Source organism: Fibrella aquatilis (assembly GCF_017353255.1).
GTDB classification, from domain to species: domain Bacteria; phylum Bacteroidota; class Bacteroidia; order Cytophagales; family Spirosomataceae; genus Fibrella; species Fibrella aquatilis.
Map to the genome: position 1 here is coordinate 265,869 of NZ_JAFMYU010000001.1, position 21,074 is coordinate 286,942.

Consider the following 21,074-nt stretch of genomic DNA (forward strand, 5'->3'; position numbering starts at 1 on the left):
AGCGAACGGAGGAATAAGCGTTATTTTTATTGGGCAGAGGCAGTCACATCAAACGCAAAAAAGCACTCACGAAATATCGTAAGTGCTTGATAGTCTGAGTGATCCCAGTTGGATTCGAACCAACGACCGCCTTCTTAGAAGGAAGATGCTCTATCCAACTGAGCTATGGGACCAAAAAAAATGAGCTTAAAGTTTTGAGTGTAGTGTTCGACGTTTCGGGAAAAACATCAAACCTTAGACGTTAAACTTTAAACTCATTCTTGGTCGGGGTGGCAGGATTCGAACCTACGACCTCCTGCTCCCAAAGCAGGCGCGATACCGGGCTACGCTACACCCCGAAAACTCTACTAACTAAACTAAAAAACAGACGCTCAAACTGTGGCGGAGAGAGCGGGATTCGAACCCGCGGTACCCTTGCGGGTACGGCAGTTTAGCAAACTGCTGGTTTCAGCCACTCACCCATCTCTCCACTCGGCTGATAATCGCCCGTTTCCGTTTGATTAGGGTGCAAATATAGGCGACCCTACAGCACCACGCAACCTACAAGGCCATTTTTCTTTTTCATTGATCTATTTTCGCAGCAGCGTATGGTAGTCAGGGCAGGTCATTTCAGGCTCAAACCATTGGCAATGAGTTGGCTTGGCGTTCTGTGCTGTGGCTAAAAAAAGTCTGTATGAGTTGGCTATATCCGTTTTCGTTGGCCGAGTGGTGTATTGTAGGTGCTTTTGGCTTACTCTATAGCTATTATTTCGTGCGCTCGTTTCGGCTGGCGCGGCTGCTGAACGTGACGCCCTGGGCCGTGGTGCCCAAGTTTGTGCTTCGGTCAGGCGCATTGGCCATGCTACTGATTGCCCTGCTCGGCCCCTTGTTCGGCGAGGCTACCCACAGCATCTCTACCCAGGGGCGCGATGTGTTTGTGGTGCTCGACGTGTCGCGGTCAATGGATGCTGCCGACGTGCCACCCACCCGCCTGGAACGGGCAAAATATGCCGTTGGGCAACTCCTCGATTCGCTTAGTACTGACCGGTTTGGGCTTATTCTGGTGTCGGACGACGCCTTCCTGCTCTCGCCACTGACCACCGACCGCGCTGCTTTGGGGCAACTGGTCCGGGCCGTGCAGACCGAGCCTGCCGGGGGCAGCAGCCTCTGTGCTGCCCTGGAGCTGGCCCGCCAAAAACTCCTGACCGACTCCACCACGCAGGCCCATACCCAGGCGGTGGTGTTGCTTAGTGATGGCGAAAATTTTGGCCCCTGCGCCCCGGCAATGCTTTCGCAGTTCAGACAATATGGCATTGCGCTGCTGGCCGTGGGTATGGGTACCGACGCGGGCGGCCCCATTCGCGAGGGTAGCACTTACCTGAAAGATGAGCAGGGGCAGATCGCCAACACCAGTCTGAACCGCGACTGGCTGCGGACACTGGTGCGCAACACGGCTGGGCAATATTTCGACGGTACCGACGGCGTAGCTGACCAGATTGGGCTAGCTCTGCGCACGCTGCCCGGCCGTACAATCGACCAGCGCAGACTTGCCGTATCGACCAATAAATACTATTATTTTCTGGGGGTGGCACTGATCCTGATCGCCCTCGACGTGCTGATTACGGTACGGACATTCCGGCTGTAGTCTGTTTTGTCCTCGCTTGCCCTTTTTCCGTAATTTTGGGCGGTATGATGCTTGTTATTCGCCTGACCTTATATGTCCTGCTCATTCCCTTTCTGGGAAATGCGGTCGTGGGCGATAGTGTGCTGGATGGTACGTACCTGGCCAAATCGAAGCTGGGCCTAATTTCACGGCGCAACCGGGCACGCAAGCAGGCTGAGCTTGCCTATCAGCGCGGGCAGTACGACCAGGCCCTAACTCAATTCAGTACTGTGCTCGAAACGGGCGACCCGGTTACGCCGATGGAGCATCTGGCTGTGGCTCATATCTATTTCCAGCTTCACCAGTTTGTCCCGGCTGGTCATCATTATAGTCTGGTGAGTGGCGCAGTGGCGCCACCGATTCTCAGCATTGCGGCGGCGCAATTGGGGGTGCTGGCCTGTTATCGTCGCGACACCGCCACCGCCCTTTCTCAGTTTCAGCGTGCGTTGCTCAGCGACCCTGAAAACAGCGCTGCCCGCCTGAATTACGAATGGCTTAAGCCGCGTTATTCGGGCAGGAAACAAACCCCAAAGCGACCTAAAAAGGCTGCCGCCACCGCGCAGCCGGTGTCTCGGCAGGTAGATAAATCGGCGCAGCAGCAGGAAAAACTGAATCCCTTCCGGAACCTGAACATGACCGAAGAACAGGCCCGCCAACTGCTTGATGCCCTGCAAACCGACGATCTACCCTATGAACTGGCCCGTCGGCGACAGCAGCATCGGGCTACGGCGGGAACCGCTGGGCGCTGGTAAACATTCATCAATAAACAAGTAATAAGTAAATCATGCAAGAAGCCGTCATTATCGCCGCCGTGCGTACCCCTATCGGAAGTTTTGGTGGGGCATTGTCTACGCTGTCGGCCACCGATCTGGGTGCAGCGGCAATTAAGGGGGCACTAGCCAAGGCCGGTGTTGCGCCCGAACTGGTCGAAGAAGTGTATATGGGTAACGTGGTGTCGGCTAATGTGGGTCAGGCACCCGCCAAGCAGGCGGCACTCAAAGCCGGTTTGCCCGCCAATATTCCCTGCACTACTATTAACAAAGTGTGTGCATCAGGTACCAAAGCCATCATGCTGGCGGCCCAGAGCATTCAGCTCGGCCTGGCCGACGTGATTGTGGCCGGGGGCATGGAAAGCATGTCGAATGTGCCCTACTACGTTCCTAAAGCTCGGTTTGGCTATAAATACGGTAACGCCGAACTGGTCGATGGGCTTGCCAAAGATGGTTTGCTCGATGCCTATGATGAGTGCGCCATGGGGGTTTTTGCCGATGCCACCGCCGACCGCTACCAGCTAAGCCGCGAAGCGCAGGATGCCTACGCCGTGCAGTCGTATCGTCGCGCCGAAGCCGCCACGGCATCGGGGGCGTTTGGCGCAGAGATTGTGCCGGTAGAAGTGCCCGGAAAAAAAGGTGGTGCGGCATCCCGACCGGTGATTGTGTCGGACGATGAAGAGTTCAAAAACGTGTTCTACGACAAAATTCCGGCCCTGAAACCAGCGTTTACCAAAACGGGCACCGTCACGGCGGCCAACGCCTCGACCATCAACGACGGAGCAGCGGCGCTGGTGATCATGAGCGCCACAAAGGCCACCGAGTTGGGCCTGAAGCCGCTGGCCCGTATTTTGGCCTTCGCCGATGCCGAGCAGGAGCCACAATGGTTTACCACCGCCCCCACCAAAGCCGTGCCCAAAGCCCTGGAACGCGCTGGCCTGACGGCTGATCAGATTGACTTTTTCGAGATCAATGAAGCCTTTGCGGTGGTGCCGTTAGCCTTTAGCCAGGTACTGGGCGTTCCACAGGAAAAAATGAATGTGTTCGGCGGGGCGGTGTCTATCGGACACCCATTAGGGGCATCGGGTGCCCGCATCGTGACCACGCTGACGAACGTATTGCACCAAAAAAATGGCCGCTACGGCGCCGTCGGTATCTGCAACGGCGGCGGCGGGGCTTCTGCTATTGTTATTGAACGACTATGAAACTAGTGGTAAGTGGTGAGTGCTAAGTGGTGAGCTGGCTGACGCGAGAGTTAAGATGCGTCAGCCAACTCACCACTTAGCACTCACCACTTACCAGTGCCCTTTTTTCTATGCCCAACCAACCCTTCTCTTTCCCTGGACAGACCGGATTTTACCGGGGTAAAGTCCGTGATGTGTATTCATTTGCCAACCACCCGGCCGGTCCGCGCCTAGTGATGGTGGCGTCTGACCGCATCTCGGCGTTTGATGTGGTGCTGCCCCGGCCCGTGCCCCACAAAGGGCAAGTGCTGAACCAGACCGCCGCCTATTTTTTGCAGGCCACCGCCGACATTGTGCCCAACTGGCTGCTGACCGTGCCTGACCCGGCCGTGAGTGCGGGTATTCAGTGCGAACCTTATGCCGTGGAGATGGTAGTTCGGGGCTATCTGGCGGGTCATGCCTGGCGTACGTATCGTGAGGGAGGTCGGGTATTATGTGGCGTTACCCTGCCCGACGGCCTGCGCGAAAATGACCGCCTGCCCAAGCCTATCCTGACCCCCACTACCAAGGCCCACGAGGGACACGATGAAGACATTTCGCGCGATGACATTCTGGCCCGAAGCATCGTTAGTGAGGCGGATTACGTACAGCTGGAAAACTATGCATTGGCTTTATTTGCACGAGGTACCGATATGGCGGCGAAGCGGGGGCTGATTCTGGTCGATACGAAATATGAATTTGGTCGGGTAGGAGACACCATTTACCTGATCGACGAAGTACATACACCCGATTCGAGCCGTTATTTTTACACCGACGGCTATGCCGAACGGCTGGCGGCTAATCAGCCACAACGGCAATTGTCGAAAGAGTTTGTGCGGGAATGGCTAATGGCCAACGGTTTCCAGGGCAAAGACGGTCAGACGGTGCCAACGATGTCGGATGAATGGCTGACGCAGATTTCGACGCGGTACATTGAATTGTTTGAGACCGTAACGGGGCAGTCGTTTCAGCCTGCTCCTGAAGAGGACCGGGATGCGCAAATAGAGAAGGCCATTGTAGCGTACTTGCAAACAAACAACTAGCCGCGACGTTACAGAGCAGGGTCAGCGAGTCAGCGCATGGCCTGCTGCCTGTGCCCGTCTGTTAATAAAACTGAGCACCATTTGCAACAGCAGTAGACATATGGAATTTACCACTGAAAAAACCGAACGCTACGCCCTGCTGCGGCTAAGCGAAGCTGAATTTACCAATACTGTGCCCGCCGAATTTGAGGGTGCTTGCCGAAGCCTTTTCCGCGAAGGGTTTAGCCGCCTAATTGTTGACCTGGCTACGGTACACACAGTTGACGAAGCCGGGCTAATGGCCATTCGGAAAATAAACCGTCAGTGCAGCAACGAACTGGGCCTGCTGGTGTTGGTAACGAAAAATGACGAGCTGACCGATTTTCTGGAAGATGCCCGCATCACCGATTTGACCATCTTGCCCACGGTGGAAGAGGCCATCGACGCGGTATTTATGAACGAACTTGAAAACGATTTCGGCAGCGGTGCCGATGATGAATATGACGGAGAGCTGGATGAAGGATTTGAGCCAGAACGGTAACCTGTCGGCAGTTGAGCCTGTTTCCAGCATTCCCTTTGCGGTTACGATTTTGGGGTCCGGCTCGGCAACGCCCACGCTAGACCGCCACCAAACGGCCCAGTTGCTTCAATACAACAGCGATTATTTCCTAATTGACTGCGGCGAGGCCACTCAATACCGGCTCATTGAACAGCGGGCCAGGCCCAGCCGGTTGAAATATATCTTTATCAGCCACCTCCACGGTGACCACTATTTCGGGCTGATGCCCCTGCTCTCGAGCCTGAACATGGGTGGCCGTACCGAACCGCTTTACCTCTTTGGCCCCCGCGGACTGGATGAAGTAATCACGACCACGTTTCGGGTGTCGGACGGAAAATTCTTCTTTCCTCTTCATTTTCAGGCCATTGAGGTTGATAAGCCTACGCTCTTGCTCGATTTGCCGGGCCTGACGGTAGAGAGCATTCCGCTGGATCATGGCATTGCCTGCACGGGCTTTCTGTTCCGCGAAAAGCCCCACAAGCCCCGCCTCCTGCGCGAAAAACTTCCCACCGAGGTGCCTATTGAGGTGCTGAAAACGCTGAAAGAAGGGCAGGACGTGACCAACGAAACCGGCGAAATTACCTACGCCGCTGCCGACTACACCGCCCCTGGCCCGGCAGCCCGGTCGTACGCCTACTGCTCCGACACGCGCTATAACGAACGGATTCTGACTCAGATTAAGGGCATCGACCTGCTATACCACGAGGCCACTTTCCGCGACGACAACGCTGGTCGGGCGTCGGAAGTACATCACACTACTGCTCGTCAGGCAGGTACACTGGCCGAAAAGGCGAGGGTGAAACGACTGTTGATTGGCCATTTTTCGTCGCGCTACAAAACCTACGAAGGTTTTCTGGCCGAAGCGCAGGATGTATTTCCAAACACTGAACTAGCGGTGGAAGGCCACCAATTTGCGGTTTAGCCCGTAGTAGGAAGCGGGTTTTGGCTCGGTTTTGTTCGGCAGAGTGCCCCCGGCGTTGTATCTTGCCCGCCAACGAAACTTCCTTGCCTGTTGCCCCACACTATGCTCCTGATTCGCCTTGGTTTTCTAGATATCGGCTGGCTCGACGTGCTGGATATTACACTGGTAGCCATTCTGATTTACCAAATATATACCCTAGTGCGGGGCAGTGTAGCCAGCCGGGTTTTTGTGGGGTATCTTTTCGTTTACCTGTTCTATCTGGTTGTTAAAGCGCTGGGGCTGAATCTATTAACAACCATTCTGGAATATTTTATTAGCGTAGGTGCGCTGGCGCTGATCATTATTTTTCAGCAGGAAATCCGGCGATTTTTGCTGCTCATTGGCAAGTCGACCAACATTGGCAATAATCCCTGGATCAGGAAATGGCTGTTGCGGCAACCTGACCTGGTTGAGCCTACTACGCCCCTAAAGCCTATTCTGGAAGCCTGCAAAATGCTGGCGGCAGAGTTTTCGGGCGCTCTGCTGGTGATTCAGCATAACGACGACCTGACTAAGATCGCCGAATCGGGCGAGACGCTCAACGCTGATCTATCGAAGCCGCTTTTGCTGGCTATTTTCAATCAATACAGCCCACTGCACGACGGCGCGGTGCTGATTTCGGACGGACACATACGGGCGGCGCGGTGCATTTTGCCCGTTTCGGATGATGCCGAGTTGCCCGCCACAATGGGGTTCCGCCACCGGGCTGCTGTGGGCATGAGTGAAGCCACCGATGCCGCCATCATTGCCATCTCGGAAGAAACCGGTCGGCTGTCGTTAGCTCTCAACGGCGAACTGACTATTGGCCTTTCCATCCACGAACTGGAAGACCGGCTGAGCGGCTACCTAAGCAAGCCACGGGGGTAAGGGTGAACGAGTGAATGGCGAAAGAGTGAAAGAGTGTTTGCTGTAGCGCAAATCCTTGCCGCACCGGCGGACCACACTCTTTCACTCTTTCGCCATTCACTCTTTCACTAATATTCCAGCATGGCTGGCAGGCTCTTGGCCTGGTCGACAAATCCGGCTACCTGGTCGGCAGAGGGGGGGCGTTGCGTAAGCTGACGTACGCTGTTGATTTCAACAAGCTTAGCGTGCAGGTTAGCGGGTACCCGCTTCGACAATTCTTTCACGGTGTCAACGCCGGCTTCCTCCATCAAATCGCTGTATACGCGACCAATGCCTTTGATACGGGCCAAGTCGGCACGGTTGGCCAGCTCCAGGAGCATGGATGAATCAACGCCAATGGTCTCCGCCAGATCTTTGCGGCCTTTCGGCGTACGTGTTGCTTCGAGTAGGGTGTCAGAGTCGACTAAACCCTGTGCTTTGAGGAGGTTGATGAGGGCGTCGGAAATACCTTTCAGTTCGCCAAGTGTGAGGCTCATACGCTTTTTTGGATATAGGGTGAGTTTAATATAACTGGCTATTTACCAGCTTTTGAACTATAAATTAACGCATTAAGTATTTACGTCTTGTCGAATTGAGTAAAAATTTCTTTTGAACGGTAAAACTTTCTGCACTCACTTGGTCGAATAATCTGGCCCATTGGTCGAAAATAATGGGATCTGCGGCTGCAAAACGGGTTGCGTCGATTTTTTTGGACGCTAGATAGTCGTTAAATGTCATGGCGAATCGATGAGGCTGACAGGCTGTCGGCAGGGTGGCGAAAGTGACGGGTTGGTATGGCCTTTGCTGGGTGCATCTGCTACAACAAATACATCCTGTTATGACCTACTATTCGGTTAGTGGCCCCGACTTGGGGGCGACGTCTGTCAGTTCGGCAGCGCATGACGCGCCACTGCTCGACGCGTATTCTAGTACTCTGGTAAATGTAGCAAAAAAGGTTAGCCCCTCTGTGGTGCAGATCAAGGTGGTGAGTAAGCCCCAACCTCTCAACAGGCAGCGTAGGCAGCCCGACGAGGGTGGGGGCACGGGTTCCGGATTCGTGATTTCGTCAGACGGCTATATCGTTACCAACAACCACGTTGTGGCTGGTGCCGAACAAATTACCGTAGTCCTGCCCGACCGCGACGACCTGGCGGCAACGCTCATTGGCCGCGACCCGGCCACGGACATTGCCGTCCTGAAAGTGTACGCCGACGGGTTGCGGGCCATCCGTTTTGCCGATTCAAAACTAGTGCAGGTAGGGCAGATTGCTATTGCACTGGGCAATCCCTACGGGTTTCAATATTCGCTGACGGCGGGGGTAGTGAGTGCCCTGGGGCGGACGCTCCGCTCCGAATCGGGCCGGTTAATCGACGACGTGGTGCAGACCGATGCCGCCCTGAACCCCGGCAATTCGGGTGGTCCGCTGGTGAATTCGCAGGGTGAAGTCATTGGCGTTAATACAGCCGTGATCCGGCCGGCGCAAGGTATTTGCTTCGCCGTTTCGTCGAACCTGGCGAATCTGGTGGCGGGCAAGCTGATCACCGAAGGTCGCGTACGGCGGGGTTATCTGGGCATTGCTGGCCAGCTAATCAACCTCACCGAACGGATTCGTCAATACAATCAGCTTACCAACCGCACGGGCGTGATGGTGACTAATGTGGAGCCTGACGGTGTGGCTTACAATAGTGAACTGATGGCGGGTGACATCATTGTGGCCTACAACGACCGCCCCGTGGCCAGCGTCGACGACCTGCACCTGATCCTGACCGACGCAACGATTGGTACGCCCGCCCAAATAACGGTTCTGCGCAATGGCCGTAAACACAAGGTGGTGGTTACGCCGGGCGAATTGCTATGACAGTGTACAGTATGCAGTTCTACAGTATGCAGTGGGCTAGTGTGAGGAGTATCTGCCTGTATTACCCCACTGCATACTGTAGAACTGCATACTGTACACTGTATAGTACCTTTGCTCAATGAAAAACACATGGCTACTGGTGGGGCTGTTGGGTACGCTCACGACCTGTTCCCCGAAGATAAGTAAGACAACGGCGGCTGACTTTTCGGCAGAGCGATTGCGGTATAAAACGGGGCAGGTACCCCTCATTTCGGTACACCGGGGTGGGGGAGACCTGAAGGGATACCCTGAAAATTGCCTGGAGTCGTTTGCCTACTTGGCCGGACAAATTGGGCGGCCCGGTGCCCCAGCGGTGATCGAGTGCGACATTGACCTCACCCGCGATAGTGTGCTGGTGATGATGCACGACGCCACCCTGGAACGCACCACCACCGGCACGGGCAAGCTCATCGACCACACCTATGCCGAGGTCCAGCAACTTAAACTGGAAGACAATATGGGCAACCCCACCGCCTTTCGGGTGCCCACCCTAAACCAGATTCTGACCTGGGGACGCACCCACGTCTTGTTTACGCTCGACGTGAAACGCAACGTGTCTTTCGCCAGCGTGATCAATCAGGTACGGCAGACGAAGACCGAAAGCAACGTGGCCATTATCACCTACAATGCCCCCGACGCGGCTCTGGTGCATAAACTGGCCCCCGACCTGATGATTTCCGTCACGATCCGGAACCAGGCTGAGTACGACCGGCTGCACGAACTGGGTATTCCCGACAACCGGATGCTGGCGTTTGTGGGCGTGAAAGCGCCAGAGGCCAGCCTATACACATTTTTGCACGAAAAGGGCATTGCCACTATCCTGGGTACGCTGGGTAACCTCGACAAACAGGCCGCCGCCAAAGGAGACCAACTCTATACCGAATGGACCGCCGCCGGGGCCGATATGCTATCAACAGATCGCCCGCTGGAAGTAAGCCGGGTGTTACGTAAACGCTAAGCCATGCCCCGCATTGACCCCCTTCCTGAGCAAGCTGCTTCGGCCGAATTGCAAGCCGCCTGGTCGCAGCACATAGCCGACTACCCTGGCTCGCGGATTACGAACATGAAGGCCACGCTGAGCCGGTCGCCGCTGGCGTTTTCGGTCTATATGCAGTGGTACCCGCTCTACCACGCCGTCATGGGCATCATTGGCGAACGGGCCGCGTATTTGTTCGCCCACGCCATTTCCGATGCCTCCGACTGCCCGGTCTGCACCACGTTTTTCCGCAAGATCATCATCCAGCACGGCGAACAGCCCGGTGACCTGGTACTGTCTCCCGAAGAGCAGCAACTGCTCGATTTCGGCGCGGCCATTGCCCGGCAGCAGGGCGAAGTACCCGACGCTATTTACCAACCTATTCAGGCCCGCTTTTCTCCCAACGAGATCGTGGTGCTGGTCGCTTTTGCCGGGCAGATGGTGGCTACCAATCTGTTCAATAACGTGCTTGGCGTGGCTGTAGATGACTACCTGGCCCCTTATCTGCCACTTACACAACCTACTGATTAACAATGGCTTCACTAGAAAATAAAGTCGCCTTTATAACCGGCGCGGCCCACGGACAGGGTAGGGCGGTGGCCCTGGCGCTTGCCGCCGAAGGGGCGCATATTGTGGCGTTCGACGTGGCCAAAAACCTGACCTACCCCGCCTACACCTTCGGTTCAGCATCGGATCTGGACACGCTGAAACGCGACGTGGAGGCCCTCGGTGTGAAGTGTCTTGCGGTGGTTGGCGACGTGCGCGACGATACCGCCATTGTCCGGGCCGTAGCCGGTGCCGTGACGCAGTTTGGGCGGATCGACATCCTGTTCAACAACGCGGGCATCTGCGCCTACGGCCTGGCTCACGAACTGACCGAAACCGAGTGGGACGATATGCTCGACATCAATCTGAAAGGGGCCTGGCTGGTGGCCCGGCGGGTTATTCCGGTAATGATGGCGCAGCAATCGGGCGTGATTCTGAATAATTCCAGCGTGGCGGGTATGCGGGGTATGGGTCGTCTGAGTCACTATGCCGCCTCGAAATGGGGGCTGGTGGGGCTGACCAAATCGTGGGCTATCGAACTGGCCCCGCACAACATCCGGGTCAACTCGATTCATCCCACGGGTGTAAACACCCCCATGAACGACGGCCTTGCCGAGCTGGAAGGCACCACCACGCAGGCCATTGCCGAACGGTCGGCGGGGAATCTGCTGCCTGTGCCCTGGGTAGAACCGCAGGACGTGTCGGCCATGGTGCTCTACCTCGTCTCCGACGGTGCCCGCTACATCACCGGTGCCCAGTTTGTGCTGGACGCAGGGTTGTTATCAAAATGATTTACGATTTACGAGGTACGAATTACGATTTTTGCTGACGCGTCTGTTTGATCTAGCGCAATCTGACGCGTCAGCAAAAATCGTAATTCGTACCTCGTAAATCGTAAATCACATCGTGCGCAACGTAGCCATACTCCTGTTTAATGAAATTGAGGTGCTGGATTTTGCCGGGCCGTTTGAAGTGTTTGGCGTGACGGGTCGGCAGTCGAAGCAGACGCGCTTTTCTGAGCCGCCGTTTCATGTCTTCACCGTGGCCGAACGGGGGCCGATCTATGCCCGCAACGGCCTGATCGTCACGCCGACCTACACCCTCAACGACCACCCTAAGCCCGACCTGATCCTGATTCCGGGCGGGGGTAGCTACCTACCCGACGGCACCCCGGCGGGTTCGCGGCGTGAGATGAACAACCCGGTGGTGCAGAACTGGATAAAGCGCCATGCCGAAACGGCTGAGCTGGTGCTGTCGGTTTGCACGGGGTCGTTGATCTTGGCCAACACGGGCCTCTTGGACGGGCTTTCGGCCACTACCCACTACCTGGCCCTGCCCGGCATGGCTGACCAGTTTCCACAGATCAAACTCTGCCCCGACGACCGCTGGGTTGATAACGGCAAGATTATTACCTCGGCAGGTATTTCGGCGGGCATCGACATGAGCCTGTACGTAGTAGGCCGATTGCTCGGCCCCGACGTAGCCCTCGAAACAGCCCGGTACATGCAGTATGACTACTGGAAGTGAGGGATTAGAAGCAAGAAATGAGAGATAAGTCAAGCTATTATCCTACCGTTCATTTCTTACTTCTTGGCTCTCACTTCTGGCTTCTGATCCTTCATACATGCAGCACCTTCGCTACTAATGCTACGTAATGCTCCAGGCCTGGCGTGGTGTGGTTGGTGCGTTTGGCGGCTTCGTCCCAGCGGCGAACCTGAATAATCTGCTGGAAGTATGAGTTGGCTTCAAACGTTCGGGCTTCGCCGGCAGTCATGGGGCCACCCTGGTAGGTCAGCGTTTGGCGGCTGGCATCGGAGAGGTTGGCCAGGTAGGCGGGGTACTTAAACGTGAGGTACCGTTTGGCGTTGACATGCTGCCTGATGAGTTGCGTAACGGACTCCGTGAACCCCCGCTGTTCCAGCCAGACAGCCCCCAGCGTTTCGTGATCCATGCGCCCATAAACGGCCATGTAGTCGGTGGCGGTTTGGCCGGGGAGCAGGTGGCCGATGTCGTGCAAAAACGCCGCCACCACGGTAGGCAAATCGGCTCCGGCCTGCTCGGCGAGTTGCGCACATTGCAGCGCGTGTTCCTGCTGCGTTACGGGTTCGCCCACGTAATCGGCCCCGCCGCCGTGCAAAAACAAGTCGCGGATTTGTGCCGCAATGGCCTCAGGCGAAGGTCTGTTTGACGTACGTTCGTTCGTAGCTGCCATCGGTATAGAGGTCTATGAGGGCGTACCCAGCGGGGGTCTCGTGGTAGGTGTCGGTGCTCCACCAGTTGCCACTCACAGCCCCGTTGCAACAGTAGGTTACGTTGTTATATTCCACCCGATCAAGCAGGTGCATATGGCCGCTAAGGGCCAGTTTTACGTTCGGGTGCTGGTGAAATAACGCAATGAGCCGGGTGGCATCGGTATGGACCCAACTGCCCGGAATGGCCCAATGTCCACCCTTAACAGTGTTAGGATCGTAGAAAGCGCAGGCGGCCAGCAGCGGAATGTGCGAGAGCAGCAGCACGGGCGTGGTGGCCGGGATAGAAGCCAGTTCTTTCTCCAGCCAGGCAAACTGCGGGGCGTCGAGGTGGGCGGTATACCAGCTGCCGTCGGGGTTGGTTTGCACGCTGTCGAGGATAATGATGTGCCAGCCATTCCGCGCAACACTCCGGTAACGGTTGGCTAGGCCCAGCACCTCCTGCACCCAGGCCTTGCCGTAGCGGGCATCGGCTTTGGCATCGGGTAGCCCCCAGATGTCGTGGTTGCCAATGCAGTAGTCGATGGGCAAGGAACACTCGGCTTTCACCACCTGCTGCCAGGCCTGCCACTGCGCTGCCACGGCGGCTTTGTCGCGGCCCAGGGCATCCATAATCACGTCGCCGCCGTGCAGAATAAAGGCGGGTTTGTCGGCCTGATTTTGCAGGTGATGCAAACAGGCCGCCACCGCTTTCATGGGCTTGGCGTCGGGCGTAATGTGCGTATCGCCGATGTAGGCAAAGCGCACGGCCCGCTTTTTGTCCGGAGCTTTTTCTGGTGCGGCAAACGAAGCCAGCGGCAGCAGTGCCGCCGACTTCAGCAGGTCGCGGCGGGAGGTGAAGTTTTGCATAGTGAGTAGGGAGCTAAGAGCCAAGAATCAAGAGTAGTGCCGTTCGCTCTTGACTCTTGACTCTCATCTCTTGGCTCTTTATTTTAACAGCCACATGGTGGCGTTAATATCGTCATTTCCACCAAACTGACTATCGAGTGCCTGCTTCAAATTTGTGCCGTTGGTGGTGCGTTCGGTGTTGGGGTACTGCCAGCGTTTGGGTATGCGTTGCGAATTGCCCGTGCCAACGCCCGTCAGGAACGTGGGTACGCCCGTGCGCCGCTGAGTAAACCAGGCTTCTAAACCCGACCCCTGCGCGAAGGCAAGGTACTTCTGGGTCAGAATTTGCTTCAGTCCCGCCGCCGTGTTGCCCCCGTACGCCACCGTCGGTTGTGCATAGTAGGTAGTAAAGCTTACTGGCACCGAGTAGCTGTTGAACTCCTTGTAGCCCCCATCTTTCGAGAAAAACACGTCGTTGTTACCGTCTTTCAGGCCATAAAACGCCCAAGACGTTTGAATGCCTTTTTTGTACAGTTCCTCGGCCGTACCCAGCGCCGTGGCTGCTGACCACCCCCGGTTTAGCCCTTCGGCAATGGTGAAACACTGTTCGGCGTAGCCCAGCAGCACATATGGCTCGGCGGTGTACGTGCTGTAATAGCGCTTGCGGTTCTGAAACGAGTACTCTCCCTTGTTGGCCTTCGCCGACATATCGGCCAGGTCTTCGCCCGACGATGCGCCAACAAAGGCACCGAAATCGGTTGGTTTCAGACCCGCCGCCAGCTTTACCGGAGCAGGTTCAGCTACCACAAACGTACGTGGATCTTTTAAGCTGGTGAGCAGGTCCAAGTACGTGGCGGCCATGTTTTCACGGGTGGCGTTCTGCCCAAAATTATCCGGGCTGCGGCTGTATTTGTTGGTGGTGCTGTTGAACAGGTACTGCCAGTTGTCGCCCTCGTTGGTGAGCAGCGGAAACTTGGTGGGGTTGGCCAGCACCTCGGCAAAACGTGTTTTCACGGCCAGATCGGTATCAGCCTCCTTGCTGCTCAGGCTTATCAGTACCCGCAGCTTGTAGCTGTTGACCAGCTTTTGCCACTTGCGCAGATCATTGCCGTAATAAATATCGCCTGCCAGTGCATTATCGCCTTTGGCAATCAGGGCGGTTATGTCGGCGTTGGCTTCGTCGAGCCATTTCAGAATCTGTACATACACCACCTTTTGACTGTCGTATTTGGGGGCGGTATTGTCCAGGCCTTTCAAGGCGTCGGTGAGGGGCAGGTCGCCTACGCGGCGGGTCATGTCTTCGTAGAAATAAGCCCTAAAAAACTTGCCCAGCGCGGCATAGGCATTCACTTCGGGCAGGCCCACCCGGCGAGCCTCCTGCTCCATTTTTACCACATTTTTCAGCGTGGTATAGCGTAGTGGAGCCGCCGTCCAGCTATACTCGTTGGTGGCGTAGTAGTTGTAGTTGCTGGCATAGAACTGGTTCCAGCGCTGCTCGTCGTCCCAGGCGCTGCCTGTGGCATCGAACACATCGGCCAATACACCTTTTAGCACCAGCGAGGCCGGTGCGTTAACAGGCCTGTTCGGGTCTTTTTCCAGTTCATCGAACGGCTTATCGCAACCCGACAGTGTTAGTATTAATGATACTAAAAAGCTGATATACAAGTGGTTGAATTTCATAAGGCTTTTCTGTTTTCTGTTTGGAGTTTATAGTTTTCAGTTGGTCGACGCAGTCACTACTCGTACGTCAGCCAACTGAAAACTGTAAACTCTAAACAGAAAACTGTTAAAAGGTGAGGTTCAGGTTAACGCCGTAGCGGCGGGTAGTAGGGGTTTGCAAATCCGAGCTGCCATTGCCAATGAACTGGTCGAGGTCGATGTCTTTTTTCTCTGCGAAATAAAGCAGGTTGCGTCCCACCAGCGAGACCGACGCCTGCCGGATGCCCACCCGACTCAAAAATGATTGGGGCAGCGCATAGCCAATGGTTACCTCGCGCAGTTTGGCATATGTTCTCGACATCAGGTTTCCGCCACTTGGGCTGTAACGGCGGCTGATGTAGTCCTGTAAATACGTCTTGGTTTCGTTGGGTTTAAAGCTTAACTCGCCGAAATTCAGCACGTTACCGTCGGCGTCGTAGTTCAGGGCACCGTTGGCCAACTGAACGCCTTCGCCCAAATACGATTTGATTCCCTGCACATCTTGCTGCCGGGCAATGCCCATGGCCCCCTCCACGGTTTGGATGTGTCGTCCACCCCGGAACGTCTGCCGCTGAATGTAGTTGGCAATCACGCCGCCCACACGCCCGTCGAATTGAAAGCTGAAGGTGAAGTTTTTGTAGCCAAAGCGGTTGTTGATGCCCCAGGTGAAATCGGGGTTGATGTTGCCCAGGTACTGCGCCACCGGGTTGATAATCGGGCGGCCACCAGCGTCATTGACCAGTTGCCCGTCGGGGGTGCGGACAAACGTCTGGGAATAATATTTGTCTGTCCGGTCGCCTACTTTAAAGAAGGTGTTCAGCGTGTTTACGCCAGGGTAAATGTCGGTGTAGCGCTCCTGGAAAGTAGCGTAGTTGGCCACCACGTCCCAACTCAACCCGTTGGGCAATTGCAGGGCCTTGCCCGTGACCGAGATCTCCAGGCCTTTCTTCTGGGTGTTGATACCGTTGACCAGCACCGATGTATACCCCGTTGTCTGCGAGAGTGGTAGCTGAAAAATACGTGGTCCGTCGTTGCTCACGTAATAGGCTACGTCAAACGCCAGCCGATTTTTCAGCAACCGCAAGTCGAGACCAATTTCCGTCTGTGACGTCGAGTTGGGTTTGATGTCGGTGTTATTGAGCGTGTTGGTGAAATAGGCTCCCGGCTGATTGTTATACACTAGCGGTGTGCTATAGACTGCCGAGTTCTGGTAGGTCGGCCCATCGTACGACGAGGCATAGTTGTCGCCGTAGCTCAGCGGGAACGAGGACCCCGCCGTAGACCCAATGGTCGAGGCCGTCAGGGCATCTTTCACGTTGGCGTAGGAGGCCCGTAGCTTCAGGAATGAGATGAACGTGGGCAAGGTAAACAGGTCTGAAAACACCGTACTGAGAGCCACCGAGGGGTAAAAGAAGGTGTTGTTGCCCTTGGGCAGGGTCGAGAGTTTATCCACGCGGCCCGTGGTTGAGAGCGTCAGCCAGTCGCGGAAGGTGAAATCGGCGGAGTAGTAGGCCGAGTTCACGCGCATGTCGGCGGTGTAGTTGGTGAAGTAGCCGGGGTTGGCCGAGTTGGCAAAGTTGTATACGCCCGGCACGTTGAGGTAGTTGGTGGTGGCGTAGTTCGAGTTGTAATTGAACACCCGCAGGTTGCCCCCGCCAATGGCCGACACAGCCAATTGCGACCCAATTTTGTGGTTATACCGGATCAGCAGATCCGTGTTGCTGTCGAACAGGTTGCGGCGGTCTTCGCGGTAGTCACCCCGCCCTTCTTCGCGACCATAGACCGTGGCCGAATACGGAAACTTCTCGGTACGGAGCAAATTATAGGCCGATAGCTGGGTGCGCAGGGTAGCCTCTAACCCGTCGGCAATGCGGTAGCGGAGGGAGGTTTGGCCAATGATATCGGTCTTGTAATGGCCACGTAGCCACTCTTTCGACACAAACCAGGGGTTGTTGTAGCGCTGGTATTCGGCGTAGATCTGCTGTACGCCTTCTTTGCCCGGCTGCCAGTAGTTTTTCATGTCGTCGACGTTCCAGTCGGCACCACCCCAGATTACCATATTGTAGATCAGAGAGTTAGGGCCATAGTTTACGTCGGGGTAGTTGGGTGTATACTGCCGGTTTAGCTGTAAATCACCTTCGAACCGCAGCCGGTCCGTGAAGTTATAGCCTGTGGTGACCTTGAAGTTGGTGCTGTTCAACTGCGTGTTGGGCACAATGCCACGCTGGTAGGTGTGGGAGAGCGAAAACCGCAGGTCATACTTTTCGCCCGACGACGATACGGCTATGTTGTTGGTTGACAGAATGCCCGCCTGCAAAAACCGCGTCAGGTTGTCTTTACCCCGCGGGATCCAGGGCGTGGGGGTTCTTTTGCCCGTGATAGGATCAACGGGGCTGTCGTATTGGGGCAGCAACCGCCCGTCGAGGGGTGGCCCCCAGATGTCGTAGTCACCGTCGTTTTTGCCGTTGCCCTTGCCATCCACAAACTCATACACGCCGTGGTCGCCGGGGCCGTAGAGGTCCTGTACCTTGGGAATAGCCAGAAACCCATTCTCCACCATCTGGCTGGTATTGACATCGACCTGAAAGCCGCGCTTGTCTTTGCTGCCGCGTTTGGTGGTGATCAGGATGGCCCCGTTTTTACCCCGAAAACCGTACAGCGCCGACGCTGAGGCCCCTTTCAGCACCGAATAGGTGTCGATATCGTCTGGGCTGATGTTCCAGGTGTCGGAGTTGATTGGTACGCCATCCACCACAAACAGCACGTCGGTGTTGCCCCGCAGCTGAATAATGGGGCGGCGCAATAATTCCGCTGAGGTGGCAATGTTGAGACCGGCCACCTTACCCACCAGCGAGTTGATGGGGTTAGGTTCACGCGCCTTAATCACCGATGCCCCATCGACATTTTGGATGGACACCCCCACATTGCGTACGTCTTTTTTGACGCCCAGCGCTGTCACCAAAACTTCCGTGAGTTGTTGGTCATCTTCGGTCAAGCTTACATCGACAGTGTTTCTGTTATTCACTAGTACCTCCTGCCGCACAAAACCGATGAACGAAAAGGCCAGCACTGCCCTGGCATTGGTTACGGAGAGCTTGTAGGTACCGTCGGCCCCGGTGGTTGTGCCCGTGGTAGTACCTTTAATAATAACCGAAACACCCGCTAGTGGGGTCTGATCGGTGGCCGAGCGCACCGTGCCAGAAATGGCAACGGGCTGCCCCGCTGCGGGACGGCCGCACAGGCAGAGAAAGGCCACCAGGCCCATGAAGAGCCAGTGCAAAATCCGCGAAAGTAAGGTGAGTAGTGAAGTGGACATATACGGGCTATCTTGATTTTCCGCAAAGGTATGCCCATCAAATAGCCTGAATGTTAAGGCGTTATGACCTGGCTGTTATCAAATACCGGGTCTGTTCATGAGAGGTTAACAAGGAATGTACATTATTCATTGTACATTCTCTACCACCTCCCGCATCGCGGTCGCCTTCAACAAGCACTCGGCGTACTCGGTGGCGGGATCGGCATCGTGGGTGATGGCGCTGCCGACGGAGAAGCTGGCGTAATGCGTGTCGGCGTTGTAGAACAGGCTTCGGATTACCACGTTGAAGTCGAAATCACCGTCGGGGGTAATGTAGCCGATGGCCCCGGAGTAGATGCCCCGGCGAGAGGCTTCCAGCTCGTCGATGCGCTCCATGGCCCGAATTTTCGGGGCACCCGTCATGCTGCCCATCGGGAAGGCGTTGCCCAGGATATCGGCCAGCGTGGCGTCGGGCCGGGCCGTGGCCGATACCGTCGAGATCAGCTGGTGCAGTTGCTGAAACGTGTAGATGCCAAACAGTTCGTCTACCCGTACGCTGCCCACCTCTGCCGACCGCGCCAGGTCGTTGCGCACCAGGTCTACGATCATCAGGTTCTCGGCCTGTTCTTTCTCGCTGTTCCGTAATTCGTGCTTCAGGGCCTCGTCTTCCTCGGGCGAAATCCCCCGCCGGATGGTGCCTTTGATGGGCTGCGATACCAGGCGCGACCCCGTCTTTTTCAAGAACCGTTCGGGCGAGGCACCCAGCACAAAACGGCTTCCCTGCTTCAGAAACACCGAAAACGGCATCGGCGACCGGACACACAGGGCCTGGTATGCCGCCACCGGCGCGAGGGTAACCGCTTCGGCAAAAAACTCCAGACAGTAGTTCAACTCATACACGTCGCCGTCTTCGATCAACGCTCGTATATGCCTGACCACGGCCTCGTACTCGGCTTGGCTAACCCGCGCCTGCACGTTTGTGCCAGATGCACCTGTTTGTGAATAGATCAGTCCAAAATCGGTCCGAAACGGGAGGTCTGTAAATGCCTCCATCCACGCCTCCCAGGGGCCCGCATCGGGTTCATCGGTCCAGACGATCAGGCTGTTCGCGTCAAAATCAAGGATATACAGCGGCTCGAAAAACCAGCAGTCGGGGAAGCCGAGGCGGTCGGGGTGGCGGCTTTGCAGGGCCTCCAGCTGGTTTTTCAGGTCGTAGCCCAGGTAGCCCACCAGGTGGCACCGGTGCCGGGCGTGGAAGTCCGACAGCGTTTGCAGATCGGCTGTACCGGTAAACGAAACGACCCGTTTCGCGCCGACGTAGAGTCGGTTTGGAAACGGGTCGTTAGGATACGCTACGTTGTTGTTGTTTAGCAACACAACATGGTCAAAGTGGCTTTCGGCCAGTGCCAGTACACGTAGCCCCCAGTTAGCGGCGGAGGGCATTACGGTAAAGACAAATTGGTTCATGCCTGGTAATCAACCGTTTGCACGTCAATGGCGATGTCTTTGCCTTCGTTGTTTTTGCCCAGCCGGAACGACACCTCATCATCAACCTGGAAATCGTTGAAGTCGCCCGCCGTCACGCTCGTGTAGTGGAAGAACAGGTTGTTGGGTGGCCAGTTGATGAAGCCGTAGCCCGTTTTTAGGCTGCGGATGGTGCTTACGTGGCGCTCGTCGGTATTGTCGAAATCGGGCTGCCGGTCTTCGTCATCGCCTTCGCCCAAAAACTGCGGCTCAATGGGGTTGGTGTTAATAAACCCACCGTTGCCGTTTGATGGCGCGGCCGTGTTGGTGTTCTGGTAGTAGGTCCGGGGCGGCACGTCGGCGCGGGGCTGCTGTTTCACAAACAGGTCGCGGATCATGGCGTCGTTCTTTTTCAGCCGGTTGTCGATGATCTCGTGCATCGGCACAGGGTACGACACCTCTTCGAGCAGGTCCTGCGAGGTGCGCGTCACCATTTTTTCGCCTTCGTCGTTGAGGTACTCAAAATCCCAACTGAGCACCATCACGCGGGTGCCCAGGGTGTTGAGCTTCCGAATCAGGGGTACGTAATCACCGTCGGCGGTGATGAGCACCACCACGTCAAACTGCTTGTAGATGGCCAATTCATAGGTTTCCAGGGCCAGCCACACGTCGATGCCTTTTTCCTGGCGGAACCCCTGGTAGGTTTTCACGGGCAAATAGTGCGTCACTACACCTTCCGACATCAGAATATCGTCGAACAGCCGGTCGTAGAACAACTGATTACCGCGCTGGCTGGCTTCGTGGGCGTTGAGCCGACCCCGGAAGTAGTGGGCATCTACGATCTGACTCAACTGCATATCGCTGTCTTCCAGATCGGCCACCTGCGCCCGAATGAACTGGTGCAGGCCCGAAATGCTGATCCGGCTGCGGCGTTCGTGCGAGTAGTTGTAGTAGTTACTTACGTGTAGGAAATAATTACCGTCATAGAACACCCCGATACGGGTGAGTTTACTGGTTCTTTGATTTTGCATTTTCTTTTAACAATGGACGCTATGAACA

Annotated in this window: 19 protein-coding genes and 3 tRNA genes; 12 read left to right on the plus strand and 10 right to left on the minus strand. The window is 56.0% G+C overall.

Annotation, left to right across the window (positions count from 1 at the left end; translation table 11 throughout):
• Window positions 1-99 precede the first annotated feature (99 nt).
• The 3 genes from J2I48_RS01090 to J2I48_RS01100 form a co-directional block, all read right to left on the minus strand.
• Window positions 100-173 (minus strand) — tRNA-Arg (locus J2I48_RS01090).
• An 88-nt stretch (window positions 174-261) separates the two neighbouring features.
• A tRNA-Pro gene (locus J2I48_RS01095) sits at window positions 262-338 on the minus strand.
• Between the two features lie 41 nt (window positions 339-379).
• A tRNA-Ser gene (locus J2I48_RS01100) sits at window positions 380-469 on the minus strand.
• 204 nt (window positions 470-673) lie between these two features.
• Here J2I48_RS01100 and J2I48_RS01105 point away from each other — a divergent pair.
• The 7 genes from J2I48_RS01105 (at window position 674) to cdaA (ending at window position 7,044) form a co-directional block, all read left to right on the plus strand.
• Window positions 674-1,624 (plus strand): VWA domain-containing protein, encoded by a 951-nt coding sequence (locus J2I48_RS01105; protein WP_207333530.1) that lies wholly within the window; start codon window positions 674-676, stop codon window positions 1,622-1,624.
• 44 nt (window positions 1,625-1,668) lie between these two features.
• Window positions 1,669-2,394: a tetratricopeptide repeat protein gene (locus J2I48_RS01110; RefSeq protein WP_207333531.1), complete on the plus strand. Its 726-nt coding sequence runs from the start codon at window positions 1,669-1,671 to the stop codon at window positions 2,392-2,394.
• A 32-nt stretch (window positions 2,395-2,426) separates the two neighbouring features.
• Window positions 2,427-3,617: an acetyl-CoA C-acyltransferase gene (locus J2I48_RS01115; protein ID WP_207333532.1), complete on the plus strand. Its 1,191-nt coding sequence runs from the start codon at window positions 2,427-2,429 to the stop codon at window positions 3,615-3,617.
• 110 nt (window positions 3,618-3,727) lie between these two features.
• Entirely contained in the window at window positions 3,728-4,678 is a 951-nt protein-coding gene (locus tag J2I48_RS01120) for a phosphoribosylaminoimidazolesuccinocarboxamide synthase (protein WP_207333533.1), read from the plus strand.
• A gap of 100 nt (window positions 4,679-4,778) precedes the next feature.
• Window positions 4,779-5,198 (plus strand): STAS domain-containing protein, encoded by a 420-nt coding sequence (locus tag J2I48_RS01125; RefSeq protein ID WP_207333534.1) that lies wholly within the window; start codon window positions 4,779-4,781, stop codon window positions 5,196-5,198.
• Window positions 5,173-6,138, plus strand: coding sequence for a ribonuclease Z (locus J2I48_RS01130; RefSeq protein WP_229375743.1), 966 nt, complete (start codon window positions 5,173-5,175; stop codon window positions 6,136-6,138). Before J2I48_RS01125 ends, J2I48_RS01130 begins: the two co-directional genes overlap by 26 nt.
• 102 nt (window positions 6,139-6,240) lie before the next feature.
• Entirely contained in the window at window positions 6,241-7,044 is an 804-nt protein-coding gene (gene cdaA, locus J2I48_RS01135; protein ID WP_207333535.1) for a diadenylate cyclase CdaA, read from the plus strand.
• A 107-nt stretch (window positions 7,045-7,151) separates the two neighbouring features.
• On the opposite strand, the gene J2I48_RS01140 is transcribed toward cdaA, so the two are convergent.
• A complete protein-coding gene (locus J2I48_RS01140) occupies window positions 7,152-7,559 on the minus strand; it encodes a DUF4332 domain-containing protein (protein WP_207333536.1) in 408 nt (135 codons plus the stop codon).
• A gap of 341 nt (window positions 7,560-7,900) precedes the next feature.
• Between J2I48_RS01140 and J2I48_RS01145 the strand changes: the two genes are divergently transcribed.
• The 5 genes from J2I48_RS01145 to J2I48_RS01165 all read left to right on the plus strand — a co-directional run bounded on the left by J2I48_RS01145 (window position 7,901) and on the right by J2I48_RS01165 (window position 12,008).
• Window positions 7,901-8,920 (plus strand): S1C family serine protease, encoded by a 1,020-nt coding sequence (locus tag J2I48_RS01145; protein WP_207333537.1) that lies wholly within the window; start codon window positions 7,901-7,903, stop codon window positions 8,918-8,920.
• A gap of 118 nt (window positions 8,921-9,038) precedes the next feature.
• Window positions 9,039-9,917 (plus strand): glycerophosphodiester phosphodiesterase family protein, encoded by an 879-nt coding sequence (locus J2I48_RS01150; protein WP_207333538.1) that lies wholly within the window; start codon window positions 9,039-9,041, stop codon window positions 9,915-9,917.
• 3 nt (window positions 9,918-9,920) lie between these two features.
• Window positions 9,921-10,466, plus strand: coding sequence for a carboxymuconolactone decarboxylase family protein (locus J2I48_RS01155; protein ID WP_207333539.1), 546 nt, complete (start codon window positions 9,921-9,923; stop codon window positions 10,464-10,466).
• A gap of 2 nt (window positions 10,467-10,468) precedes the next feature.
• Complete coding sequence (locus tag J2I48_RS01160; RefSeq protein WP_207333540.1) at window positions 10,469-11,272, plus strand: mycofactocin-coupled SDR family oxidoreductase; 804 nt, start codon at window positions 10,469-10,471, stop codon at window positions 11,270-11,272.
• A 115-nt stretch (window positions 11,273-11,387) separates the two neighbouring features.
• Entirely contained in the window at window positions 11,388-12,008 is a 621-nt protein-coding gene (locus J2I48_RS01165) for a DJ-1/PfpI family protein (RefSeq protein WP_207333541.1), read from the plus strand.
• 91 nt (window positions 12,009-12,099) lie between these two features.
• On the opposite strand, the gene J2I48_RS01170 is transcribed toward J2I48_RS01165, so the two are convergent.
• The 6 genes from J2I48_RS01170 to J2I48_RS01195 form a co-directional block, all read right to left on the minus strand.
• Window positions 12,100-12,693, minus strand: coding sequence for an HD domain-containing protein (locus J2I48_RS01170; protein ID WP_207333542.1), 594 nt, complete (start codon window positions 12,691-12,693; stop codon window positions 12,100-12,102).
• Window positions 12,650-13,579: a metallophosphoesterase family protein gene (locus J2I48_RS01175; protein ID WP_207333543.1), complete on the minus strand. Its 930-nt coding sequence runs from the start codon at window positions 13,577-13,579 to the stop codon at window positions 12,650-12,652. Before J2I48_RS01175 ends, J2I48_RS01170 begins: the two co-directional genes overlap by 44 nt.
• Before the next feature lie 78 nt (window positions 13,580-13,657).
• On the minus strand, window positions 13,658-15,238 hold the full coding sequence (locus J2I48_RS01180) for a SusD/RagB family nutrient-binding outer membrane lipoprotein (RefSeq protein WP_207333544.1): 1,581 nt from the start codon (window positions 15,236-15,238) through the stop codon (window positions 13,658-13,660).
• Between the two features lie 106 nt (window positions 15,239-15,344).
• Window positions 15,345-18,572 carry a SusC/RagA family TonB-linked outer membrane protein gene (locus tag J2I48_RS01185; protein WP_207333545.1) on the minus strand — a complete coding sequence of 1,076 codons (3,228 nt, stop codon included), beginning with the start codon at window positions 18,570-18,572 and terminating at the stop codon, window positions 15,345-15,347.
• 126 nt (window positions 18,573-18,698) lie between these two features.
• Window positions 18,699-20,018 (minus strand): anthranilate synthase component I family protein, encoded by a 1,320-nt coding sequence (locus J2I48_RS01190; RefSeq protein ID WP_207333546.1) that lies wholly within the window; start codon window positions 20,016-20,018, stop codon window positions 18,699-18,701.
• Window positions 20,015-21,046, minus strand: a complete 1,032-nt coding sequence (locus tag J2I48_RS01195; protein ID WP_207333547.1) for an NYN domain-containing protein — start codon at window positions 21,044-21,046, stop codon at window positions 20,015-20,017. Before J2I48_RS01195 ends, J2I48_RS01190 begins: the two co-directional genes overlap by 4 nt.
• Between the last annotated feature and the right edge of the window lie 28 nt (window positions 21,047-21,074).

Bases quoted from the DNA above. Each gene is read 5' to 3' on its own strand.
- J2I48_RS01145 (WP_207333537.1), top strand. From the start codon at position 7,901: ATGACCTACTATTCGGTTAGTGGCCCCGACTTGGGGGCGACGTCTGTC.
- J2I48_RS01170 (WP_207333542.1), bottom strand. From the start codon at position 12,693: ATGGCAGCTACGAACGAACGTACGTCAAACAGACCTTCGCCTGAGGCC.
- J2I48_RS01110 (WP_207333531.1), top strand. From the start codon at position 1,669: ATGATGCTTGTTATTCGCCTGACCTTATATGTCCTGCTCATTCCCTTT.
- J2I48_RS01190 (WP_207333546.1), bottom strand. From the start codon at position 20,018: ATGAACCAATTTGTCTTTACCGTAATGCCCTCCGCCGCTAACTGGGGG.
- cdaA (WP_207333535.1), top strand. From the start codon at position 6,241: ATGCTCCTGATTCGCCTTGGTTTTCTAGATATCGGCTGGCTCGACGTG.
- J2I48_RS01130 (WP_229375743.1), top strand. From the start codon at position 5,173: ATGAAGGATTTGAGCCAGAACGGTAACCTGTCGGCAGTTGAGCCTGTT.
- J2I48_RS01105 (WP_207333530.1), top strand. From the start codon at position 674: ATGAGTTGGCTATATCCGTTTTCGTTGGCCGAGTGGTGTATTGTAGGT.
- J2I48_RS01140 (WP_207333536.1), bottom strand. From the start codon at position 7,559: ATGAGCCTCACACTTGGCGAACTGAAAGGTATTTCCGACGCCCTCATC.
- J2I48_RS01160 (WP_207333540.1), top strand. From the start codon at position 10,469: ATGGCTTCACTAGAAAATAAAGTCGCCTTTATAACCGGCGCGGCCCAC.
- J2I48_RS01180 (WP_207333544.1), bottom strand. From the start codon at position 15,238: ATGAAATTCAACCACTTGTATATCAGCTTTTTAGTATCATTAATACTA.
- J2I48_RS01115 (WP_207333532.1), top strand. From the start codon at position 2,427: ATGCAAGAAGCCGTCATTATCGCCGCCGTGCGTACCCCTATCGGAAGT.
- J2I48_RS01155 (WP_207333539.1), top strand. From the start codon at position 9,921: ATGCCCCGCATTGACCCCCTTCCTGAGCAAGCTGCTTCGGCCGAATTG.
- J2I48_RS01175 (WP_207333543.1), bottom strand. From the start codon at position 13,579: ATGCAAAACTTCACCTCCCGCCGCGACCTGCTGAAGTCGGCGGCACTG.
- J2I48_RS01120 (WP_207333533.1), top strand. From the start codon at position 3,728: ATGCCCAACCAACCCTTCTCTTTCCCTGGACAGACCGGATTTTACCGG.
- J2I48_RS01150 (WP_207333538.1), top strand. From the start codon at position 9,039: ATGAAAAACACATGGCTACTGGTGGGGCTGTTGGGTACGCTCACGACC.
- J2I48_RS01125 (WP_207333534.1), top strand. From the start codon at position 4,779: ATGGAATTTACCACTGAAAAAACCGAACGCTACGCCCTGCTGCGGCTA.
- J2I48_RS01185 (WP_207333545.1), bottom strand. From the start codon at position 18,572: ATGTCCACTTCACTACTCACCTTACTTTCGCGGATTTTGCACTGGCTC.
- J2I48_RS01195 (WP_207333547.1), bottom strand. From the start codon at position 21,046: ATGCAAAATCAAAGAACCAGTAAACTCACCCGTATCGGGGTGTTCTAT.